The sequence below is a fragment of the Petrotoga halophila DSM 16923 genome (assembly GCF_002924615.1).
Genome location: NZ_JALY01000336.1, coordinates 1 through 9,278, shown reverse-complemented (window position 1 = coordinate 9,278; position 9,278 = coordinate 1). Strand labels below are relative to the sequence as shown.

Annotated in this window: 6 protein-coding genes and 1 CRISPR repeat array; all 6 genes read left to right on the top strand. The window is 32.3% G+C overall.

The window, feature by feature from the left end:
- Positions 1 to 127: 127 nt before the first annotated feature.
- The 6 genes from cmr1 to AA81_RS13760 all read left to right on the top strand — a co-directional run bounded on the left by cmr1 (position 128) and on the right by AA81_RS13760 (position 7,751).
- Positions 128 to 1,459: a type III-B CRISPR module RAMP protein Cmr1 gene (gene cmr1 / locus AA81_RS13785; RefSeq protein ID WP_103078210.1), complete on the top strand. Its 1,332-nt coding sequence runs from the start codon at positions 128 to 130 to the stop codon at positions 1,457 to 1,459.
- A gap of 64 nt (positions 1,460 to 1,523) precedes the next feature.
- Positions 1,524 to 2,288, top strand: coding sequence for an RAMP superfamily CRISPR-associated protein (locus tag AA81_RS13780; RefSeq protein WP_211286417.1), 765 nt, complete (start codon positions 1,524 to 1,526; stop codon positions 2,286 to 2,288).
- A gap of 69 nt (positions 2,289 to 2,357) precedes the next feature.
- On the top strand, positions 2,358 to 5,441 hold the full coding sequence (locus AA81_RS13775) for a CRISPR-associated protein Csx11 (RefSeq protein WP_103899352.1): 3,084 nt from the start codon (positions 2,358 to 2,360) through the stop codon (positions 5,439 to 5,441).
- A complete protein-coding gene (cmr4, locus tag AA81_RS13770; protein WP_211286418.1) occupies positions 5,438 to 6,373 on the top strand; it encodes a type III-B CRISPR module RAMP protein Cmr4 in 936 nt (311 codons plus the stop codon). The genes AA81_RS13775 and cmr4 overlap by 4 nt, the downstream gene beginning before the upstream one ends.
- Positions 6,374 to 6,376: 3 nt before the next feature.
- Entirely contained in the window at positions 6,377 to 6,805 is a 429-nt protein-coding gene (locus AA81_RS13765) for a hypothetical protein (RefSeq protein ID WP_103078212.1), read from the top strand.
- On the top strand, positions 6,768 to 7,751 hold the full coding sequence (locus tag AA81_RS13760) for a hypothetical protein (protein ID WP_211286419.1): 984 nt from the start codon (positions 6,768 to 6,770) through the stop codon (positions 7,749 to 7,751). The genes AA81_RS13765 and AA81_RS13760 overlap by 38 nt, the downstream gene beginning before the upstream one ends.
- Positions 7,752 to 8,099: 348 nt before the next feature.
- Positions 8,100 to 9,219: direct repeats of the CRISPR family, unit length 30 nt; unit sequence CTTTTTATCCTACCTATGAGGAATGGAAAC.
- Positions 9,220 to 9,278: the final 59 nt, after the last annotated feature.

The following is a 9,278-nucleotide window of genomic DNA, read 5'->3' as shown; positions in this document are numbered from 1 at the left end:
TTATAATATTTTTATACTTTGTAAATTGAAGATCTTTTATTATTAAAATATTTTACAGAATGAAACTAATACTATTTGTTAATAATTCTAAAGAGAAAGAAGATAATGCCTGTTAGGGGGGAACACAATGGAGGAATTTAGCGTTACTATCAAACCTTTGACTCCAATATGGACAGGAGATGCTAGTGGAAAGAGTTCTACATTAAGAGAGACTGGCATAATTGGTAGCCTTAGATGGTGGTATGAGGCGTTAATTAGAGGGCTGGGAGGTTATGCTTGTGATCCAACAAATGAAAGTTTAAGATGCAAATTAGAACATGACAAATTCAATAAGGCACTAAAATCCGGTAAAACCATGTCGGAAGCATTAAACGAGCAAATCTGTTCAGCTTGTCAACTATTTGGATGTACAGGATGGTCAAGGAAGTTTAAGTTAGAAATTGAAACAGTAGAAAAGGGTTGTGCTCCGTTCGTTATTGAGGAAATACCTAACGCTCGTTTTCCTTTCTTTCTTGGATATTATAATAGTGAGAGGGCTAAAGAATATGTCAATAATGGCGGATTAATGGGAAAATATAAATTAAGATTTATTATTGAAGATGCTAACAAGGTTGACTTGTTAAAAAACTTGTTTACTTTAGCTTCAAGTTGGGGATTAGGGGCAGGTGTTCAAAAAGGTTTTGGTGTTGTTGATGTTGAAGAGAAATTGGAATTATCTAAGACTACTTTTCCTCGACAAGCAGAAAGTGACCATCTAGTCCCTTATACAGTACCTTTGCCAAGATTAGATCAATTTTTCTTTTATAAAATACCAATTAATCCCAATTTTATAAACCAAATTTTGAAGTTAATTGGTTCTAGTAGTTACAAATCAATAAAAGATTTAAAAGATAATGAACCGTTGGGAGAAGAAGTATTTTCTTCTTATCCATATCTTCCAACATCGCCATGGGTTAGAAACAAAATAAGATCACTATTTCGAGATAAATTTAAAAACAATCAAGTTTTACGACATTTATTAATGGGATTTATATCAAATAAAAATATAAAGCCAATTCATAAAGATTGTTGGGAACATTCCATTGAAAAAGATAAAAAGGATGGAGAAAAATATTATTGTGAAGTTTGCAAAAAAGGAAATATAACGAAAGACCAGATTATCGGGAAAACAGGGTCAAAAATTTTTGTATCTCATATATATAACAAAAATGCATACAAGAATAATCAAGAACCTAAGTGGGAAATGAGAATTTGGGGATGGCTTCCAGAGATTCCTAAAAAGATAAATGTTAGTAGAAAAGAAATTAAGCAGTTATTACAAGTTAAATTCAAAGATGAAGACTTTTGGAAGCAAACTTTTGACTTTATAGAAAATCCTGTTTTGATTGAAAGCATACAGGAAAAATGGGATTTAGATCCCACACTTTTGATAAATAACAGAGGTGTTTTTTATGAATGATGAAATAATTTATGATTATTATCTTAGTAAGGCAAAGACTTATAAAGATGTTGAACTTGCCCAAGTGAAAAAAGAAATTCAGGGCAAGTTAAAAAAGGATATAAATATCCAAGATTTTTATCCTACTGCTGATGACCTAAAAAATCTTCCTCAAGATTCAGTTTTAATAAAAATTTCTTTTACTCTTAAGAAGCCCTATACAAGCAAGGATGAGGGAGAGTTCCATATAATTGATGGCAAAATTTTTGAAAATCCTATTTTCAGGGACAAATTAACTGGTTTGCCAATGGTTAGGCCCTCAACATGGAAGGGGCACTTAAGATATGCTGCTGGGAAGGTGGAATTGGATGAAGTAAAGAAGAAAAAATTAATCACAAGGCTTTTTGGAAGTGAAACTGTTGAAGGTGACGATGAAGAAACATCTAAAGGTAGACTATATTTTTACCCCACCTTCTTTGAAGAAGAAGCAGAAAAGGATGTAATTACTCCTTTAAAAAGGGATACCAGGACACCTACTAAGAAAGGACCTATACCTCTTGAAGTAATAAAACCAGGCAAAAATGGGGATTTTTATCTTTTATATCTTCCGTATCCAAAAGGTAAAGATTTCAAAGAAGACGAGATTAAAGAGGATTTAGAATTTCTTGCTGAGACATTAAAATTGATGTTTTACGCCTATGGCTTTTCTGCAAAGAAAACATCTGGGTTTGGAATTATAGAACAGCTGCAAGATAAAAATGTAGAGATTTATCCTGAGGATATGAAATCAATTTTCTCAATCTTATACACCGAAGTAAACAAAACTGTTAACCATGGTGCATACAAATGAGAAAAAAAGTGATCGATCAATTAGCATTTATTATATACATTTTCGACAGTAATTGAAGGGGTGAGATGAATGTACTTTGAGAAAATCAAAAGTGCTCGACAAAATATTTTAACAGGGGAGATAGGGGCGTTATTGCACGACATCGGTAAATGCCATCCTAACTTTGTAAAAACTAAATCCAAAGAAAATATTAGAGGATTGCCTCATCATGCCCGAGATATTGATAAGTTTTTGGATGATTATTTGGTGAGATACATTAAAGATGAGAAATTCAAATTCAAGATTAATAACATAGAGTCAGGTATTTATTCTCTCATTACTAAACATCATGATAAGGATGAAGATCTTAAAGATCCTAAATATCAGTTAGTAAAATTGTTGAAAACATGTGATCACAAAGACTCCGCTGATGACAAAGGTATCGTAAGAAGGCAGCAAGGATTAGATAATACAATTATCTCTTCTCCTTTTGGGTATCAAAAAGAAAAAATTGATCTAACGAGTCTTCAAAAAAGGTTCGATGATTTACAGGATAATTTAAAAGGGTTATTCAAAAATTATATTTATGATGAGCTTGATTTATCTTGCTTTAGAAAAGGATTGTTGAATAATCTTAAAACCACTTTTTCACATGCATTAGGAGAAACAAGAATTCCTTCAAATGATGTTACACTGTGGGACCATTCTTATTCGACAGCTTCGTTATTTAAATCAGTATTATGCGAGATTGCACTGGATGAAGAACCTGATCCTGGCGAGCTTCAGTGGCGAGCGCTTGGTTTTTGCTGGGATGGTATCGGTTTTATAAACAAAGGTAAAAAGATTGCAGATATTTTAAAAAGAAATGAGATTATTGAAGAAACGAAGATCGAATTGAAAGAGAAATTTGAAGACGAAATACCAATTGGAAATGCTATATATGAAGACATAAATGGAGTTTACTTCACTTTTCCTACCTTGAAGGATGATAATGCAAAAGAACTGGCAAAAGAATGCGCAGAGGAAAGTTTGAAGATTTTAAGAGACAAAAGTGATAATGAAATCTGGCCCTTTTTCACCCTTAGCAAGCCCTCAAGGACACTTACGATTCTTAGCAGCGAGTTAAAATCTGCCGCTGAGAAGAGAGACATTCCTAAAATGAGTCCAATGTTATTTGTTGAAAATGGGGAGAAACAAATAGGTAGTAATCCAGATATTCCTCTTCCTGAAACTGATGAAGATCGTAAAGATGTATGCCCTGTGTGCAGAATGAGAACAAAACCTGTAAGTAATGAAAGGTGTGATATATGTGAAAAGAGAAGAAAAGGAAGGTTACAAGATTGGTTTAACAATAGGGAAAATACAATCTGGACGGATGAAGTTGCAGATAAAAATAACCGTGTTGCTTTACTTTCTCTAAATTTTAATCTTGATAAATGGCTTGATGGAACAATGATTGGAACGATTTTTAGTCAAACTTTTGAGGAGTGGTTAAATAAGGCAGAAGAACCTTTGCATGAAGTTGTCGAGAAGTGGAAAAAGGAAATTAGGAATGATATTGACAAGAAAGAAGAAACAATAAAAAATATGGAAAAAGCCAAGTTGAAAGAATCTGCCAAAAAAAATTTAGAAAAATTCATCAAAGGTAAAGAAGAATTGGAAAAACAACAAAATCAATTAACTTTTGTTCTCAAACCCCAAAAAGAAGTAATTTATAAACTTTTAGGTTTAGTTTTAAATTGGTGGAATACTAGAAGCCAAAAAAGCAAAGACAACGATAAACAAAAAATAGCAAAAATATTAGACACATTTTTTGAGGATATTAAGGTGGTTTCAGACAAAGATAAAAATGGCATTTACATCGAAGATCTTATGGAGAATCTACGATTGCTCATTGAGCCAAAGCCTTTTAATGTGACTAACCTACAAAGATGGTTTTTTACCCAAAACCCATCCCCAGCTCGAATATATAGAATATGGAAAGAAACAGAAGAATTCTTTGAATTGATTATAAAAGAAATAATAAATAAAATTTATTCTAATAAATGGGGGAGATTGAAATTTTCTATTGATAATAATAATTTGAAATCTAAGCTGAAACAAGGAGAAGAATTAAAAGAAAATACTCCATATCTAATTAAAAAAGAAGAATTAAACCCACAGAATCTTCTGGTCCTTCACACAAAAAATGGAGAATTTTACACCATAGAATCCCTTGATAAGTTTAAGTCTGAAGATGAAACTGGAGAAAATGCCGTTTGTGAAGCATTAAAACAAGGATTCAACTACCTTGCGTTGGAGGACAAACCAAATGAAAATCTATTAAAAGAAGAAATAGAACCTAATAATATAAAAACTGAAGAATACATCCCTCTAATTGAAATTAATAAATCTCCTCTCTCGTTGAGAATGATTGTCCCTGCTTCTGACGCTATAAAAATTTTAGAATTGATATCAAAGCTTTACAATGAAAGATTTGAAAAGGTATTAGGGAAGTTGCCGTTAAATGCCAAACTTTTAGTAACAAACAGAAAATTCCCTTTGTATGTTTTACTTGATGCTGAAAAAAGAATGTTAGCTGGATCAGGGTTTACAAAAGCTATACCAACAAATATATGGTGGAATGTGGATTCACTTAGAAATGAAGGGTTTTACGGTTATTATTCCATGAAAAAGCGTGAGGAAGGGAAATACACGCTTGATGACCTCTCTTCACTTTCAAAGGGCAAAATTTACCAAATTTTACCAGGTTATTTTGATTTCGAATTATTATTAGGAACTACGGATAGATACAACATATATTACGAAGGAGAAAATAGGGGGGACAGAGATTATAAATTATTTTCAAAAAGACCATATTATCAATATCAATTTTCAGAGTTATTGGAATTATGGGATATTCTAACTGCTAATATTTCAACTTCCCAAATTAATTTCATTGAGGAGTCTTTTATTACAAAACTAAGGGAATGGAGAAACATAGAAGATAATAACAAAGAAGATATATTCAAAGAGTTCGCTGTTGCTACATTAGAAGATGCATTTGGTAAAAAATGGGATGAGTTGTCGGAAGAAACCAGATTCTTACTTATTAATTCTTCTCAAAATAAAGCATTGTTGGATACAATCATTTTATTCAGACATATATTGAAAGAGGGGGTTGAGGAAAAATGAGGGAAGATATGGAAAATGAAAATGTCAAAGACTTGGAACCAAAAACATTTTATATGAAAGCTCTTGATCCGATACACATTGGAGCTGGTGGATATAGGCTAGGTAGAGTAGATAATACCATAGTCAGAGATCCTGCAACAGATATTCCTAAAATACCAGGAACAGCAATTGCAGGCGTAATAAGGGAGTTCACGATTCTCCATAAAATGGAGAATGAAGATGAGTGCAAGAATAAATCCACGGAAAAGGAAAAAAGAACTTGTGCAGAAGAAAAGGTAAAATCGTATTTTGGAACTGGCGAAAGTAAAGGTATGTTAAGATTTTATGATGGGCAAATTATTTTCTTCCCTGTTTCTTCGATACAGGGCACGGTATGGGTTACAACGAATGAAATACTTGAATATTGGTTTGGGGAATTAAAAGATGATCACGGAGAAAAAATAACACTCCCGAAAAATAATGATGATAAAGCATATGCATTAAAGGGTATAAAACAAAATGAGATTAACCTTGGCTGGCTTTTGTTAGAAGTTGATTCGTTGGATAATACATTTGAAAATTTACTTTCCAGTAAATTTAAACATGAAGGTATCTTAGATTATGTGCAAAGAATTGTTATTGTTTCTGAAAAATTATTTTCGCATATAGTAAATGATAATTTAGAAATCAGAACATCGGTGAAAATAGATCCAACAACCGGAACCGCGGCTGAAGGAGCATTGTTTACTTATGAAGCTATTCCAAGAGGCACAATATTAGGGTTTGAAGTAGTTAAGGATAAAACTAGGGAAAAAGGTGATATTGATATTGAAATGAAAGATGTTTCGTCATATTTCAAACTTCTTGGTATCGGAGGAATGGGAACAAGAGGATTTGGTAGGGTTGAGTTGTTGAATATTGACAATAACAAAGAGAAATCAGGAGGGAAGTAAAAAATGTTGAATCTTGATTATATCTGCATGAAATACGGTCAAGAAATAAGTAAAATCCACAATTCTAATATTGAAAACAACCTTAGAAAAGCACTTGAAAACAATCTTAGAAAAGCACTTGGAGTTTTGCAGAAAGATGGTGTTTATGCAATGTTTCTTTGGCTTGAAGGTAAAGACAAAGAAATAAGAACCCGGATTAATGAATTACTGAATAATAATGAAATAAAAAAATATTTTTTTGATAATAATTCGGCAGATCGGTTTCCAGATGACTTTTCTGAATTTTGTAAAGAATTACAAAATGTAGCTGAAGATATCGATAAACTTTTTTTTATGAAAAAGATTTTAGAACGTACATTAACTTATGCATTGTACCATGTGAAGGTTGGTAAAAATGATAAAGTTGGTGAAAACAATGTGGCAAAAACTTAGTGTTGTTTTTAAATTAAAATCACCTCTTCATATCGGTTACACTCCCTTTAAAGGTTCAGTTGTTTCACCTACAAGATATTATGTGCTTGGAAAAAATTTCTGGGGGGCTATAACTAAACGGATTACAGAATTCTTGAAGAATAATTCTCAGAGTGATAGTTCACAAAAATGCAATTATAAAAATAATGGTCGTGAAGTAATGGAGAATTTTAAATTTTCAAATTTTTATCTTTATGATGGAAAAACTGTTTATACCCCTTATTATACTGATGTTGGTTTAAAGTATGGTAGTATTCCACAAACAGAGTTTGAACATATGTTCATTGGCAGTAGGATTTCAACTGCGATTAACGGAAAAAGTCAAACTGCCGAAGATGAAACTCTTCATGAAATTGAATTTATAAACAACAAATTCAGAGATGAAAAAGGAAATATCAAGGATGTGAAAATTGCAGGCTATATTTGGATTAGAGATTCAGCAAAAATATGTGAGCATCCAGTTCAACTAGATACAAATTCAATAACTATTAATAACTTTAATATAATTCAAGAATTGATTCTTGGAGGAGAATCGAAGTATGGATTCGGACATGTTGAAATAGATGCAGTTGGGAATAATATTCCCTTGGAAATAAATAGTTCAGAACAAGGCGAACAAGTAAGAGTGGAAATAGAAAACAATAAACCTCTTTTACAGCATTTAAAGTATTCTGGTGAAATTCAATTTGAAGGGGACATAGAGCTTTTGACTGGAAGGGTATATTATGACCCGGAAAGTGAAAATAATAATGCGTCCAAAGATTTCAATAATGCTCCAGGAAAAAACATTTCAAAAGTTAAACCCTTTTTGACTCCTGGAACAAGAGTTACAGGAGAACGAGAATATGAGGCAGAATTAAATTACGATGGTACTCTTATAAACATTAAAAAAAGAAGAACAGGATGATAATTGAAAGAGTTATAGAAGAAGCACAACCTTATTTAAAAGGATTAAAGATCAAAGATACGATTATAGGAATTTCACTTATCGGGTTAGAAATTAGTAATAATCACGTATTTTAAATTAAAAATCAAGGTCTCTCTTGTAATATATTTTATTAACATAAAAAGCAGGAAGGTATGAAAAAATGTCTGTCGACCACCAATAAGATAAAAATCCCCGGGGATCGACAGACAAGTGTTAAAAATCACAAGGCTTATATCATGCATATTTGAATTGATTTTTAACAATTTCTCAAAATTTTGATTGACAATCGTAATTTTTTATGATATAGTATTTATAGCTATCTTACGCCTTTTTATCCTACCTATAAGGAATGGAAATTGATTTACGTTTAAAATACAAAGAAGAAGATAATAAACTTTTTATCCTACCTATAAGGAATAGAAATACTATTTCGATACGCTTTTCAAGTGTAAAAGCTGCTCCCACTTTTTATCCTACCTATAAGGAATGGAAATTCTACAAGCTGCTTCCATACTTTTTCTTGTTCTTTGCTTTTTATCCTACCTATAAGGAATGGAAATCTGGCTTTACTTAAACGTATTGAAGAAGTTGAGGAACTTTTTTATCCTACCTATAAGGAATGGAAATCTGGCTTTACTTAAACGTATTGAAGAAGTTGAGGAACTTTTTTATCCTACCTATGAGGAATGGAAACAAGAGAAATAGAGTAAGTCTGAAAGTCTAAATTAGCTCTTTTTATCCTACCTATGAGGAATGGAAACCAATTAGATTAGTTTAAGCTTTTTAAGCTCATGATGACTTTTTATCCTACCTATGAGGAATGGAAACATGTCAGTATAACAAAGTATAACATCCCAATTGTCACTTTTTATCCTACCTATAAGGAATGGAAACCCGGCATCAGCTTCGTTCCAACCATTCGCAAGGCCACCTTTTTATCCTACCTATAAGGAATGGAAACCGTTGACTTGGTAGACACATACCTTTCAGCGTCAAATGACTTTTTATCCTACCTATAAGGAATGGAGGGTGGCGGGAGGAATGGAAACTCTTACATCCTTTGGATTTACCCGCTAATGGAGAACCCTTTTTATCCTACCTATGAGGAATGGAAACTTGGATATCAATACAAAAAATCAACAATCTTACAACTTTTTATCCTACCTATGAGGAATGGAAACCACAACCTTTTGATAGGATACCGTTATTGTTGTTGACTTTTTATCCTACCTATGAGGAATGGAAACAATTCAAAGCTTCTAAAGTTGTTTGAGTTGCAAAGTCTTTTTATCCTACCTATGAGGAATGGAAACCTTGAGCAAGTGTCGCTTGAGTTGCGAAATCTTTACCTTTTTATCCTACCTATGAGGAATGGAAACACTGTAGTTACTTGTACCACCTTGTAAATTAGTTATACCTTTTTATCCTACCTATGAGGAATGGAAACTAAGCTAAAGCTGTTTCTAGGTTCATTAGATGATCTGGGTCCTCTTTTTATCCTACCTA